Source organism: Amycolatopsis thailandensis (assembly GCF_002234405.1).
Lineage (GTDB): Bacteria > Actinomycetota > Actinomycetes > Mycobacteriales > Pseudonocardiaceae > Amycolatopsis > Amycolatopsis thailandensis.
The window spans coordinates 1-1,162 of sequence record NZ_NMQT01000316.1 but is presented as its reverse complement, the minus strand read 5'-3'; the positions used below and the strand labels follow the sequence as shown (position 1 = coordinate 1,162).

The 1,162-nt window shown below is 66.3% G+C and carries 1 protein-coding gene; it reads left to right on the top strand.

From position 1 onward, the window contains the following. Nucleotides 1-58 precede the first annotated feature (58 nt). Nucleotides 59-1,162, top strand: a 1,104-nt coding sequence (locus CFP71_RS42565) for an extracellular solute-binding protein (protein ID WP_208636164.1), incomplete at its 3' end; no start/stop codon positions are given.

Sequence of the window (1,162 nt, the reverse complement as noted above, 5' to 3'; positions counted from 1 at the left end):
CCGCGGCGCACCCCGCCTGCCATCCACGACGCACTTCCGATCTTGGCGCGGCTCGATAGTGCTCGGCGCGGTCACCGTCGCCGCGCTGGTGTCCGCTTGTTCGGGCGCCGCAAGCGGCCCGAAGGATGGGGCGGGTGACGCGGCGGCGGCCCCCGCCGCGGACGCGAAGCTCACACTGACCGTCTACAGCAAGTTCACCGACCGCGAGTACAACGTGGTCACCGCCGGGCTCAACAAGCTCAAGGCGAAGTTCCCGAACATCGAGATCAAGCACGAAGGCCAGCAGGACGACGACAAGATCACCCAGTCCATCCGCGGTGGCAACCCGCCGGACGTGGCGATCTCGTTCTTCACCGACAACCTCGGCGCGTGGTGCTCCACGGGCAGCTTCCAGGATCTCAAGCCCTACATCGAGCGCGACAAGATCGACCTGAACCAGATCCCGGACGCCGTCCGCAGCTACACCGAGTATCAGGGCAAGCGCTGCGCCATGCCGCTGCTCGCCGACGTCTACGGCTTCTACTACAACAAGGACATGTTCGCGGCGAAGGGCATCACGTCGCCGCCGAAGACGACCTCGGAACTGTTCGAGGCCACCAAGAAGCTGACCGAGTTCAACCCGGACGGCTCGATCAAGGTCGCCGGCTTCCTGCCGTCGATGCCGTTCTACGCCAACTACGCGCAGTACTGGGCCCCGAACTTCGGCGCCACCTACCTCGGTCCGGACGGGCAGTCCCACCTGGCCGACAGCCCCGAGTGGAAGGCGATGTTCGACTTCCAGAAGCAGCTCGTCGACTTCTACGGCGGCCACGCCAAGGTCGAGCAGTTCAAGGCCGGTCTCGGCGAGGAGTACTCGGCGGACCACGGTTTCCAGCGCGGCAAGCTCGCGATGATGATCGACGGCGAGTACCGCACGGCGTTCATCAAGGACCAGGCACCGGAGCTGAAGTTCGCGACCGCGGCCCCGCCGGTGCTCGACAGCAAGCCGGACCGCTACGGCGGCGCGTTCACCACGGGCACGATCATCGCGATCCCCAAGGGCGCCAAGAACCCCGGCGCGGCCTGGGAACTGATCAAGCAGGTCACCCTCGACACCTCGACGCTGGTCGAGCTGTCCAACGGGCTCAAGAACGTCCCGAGCACGAAGGCCGCGCTGACCGAC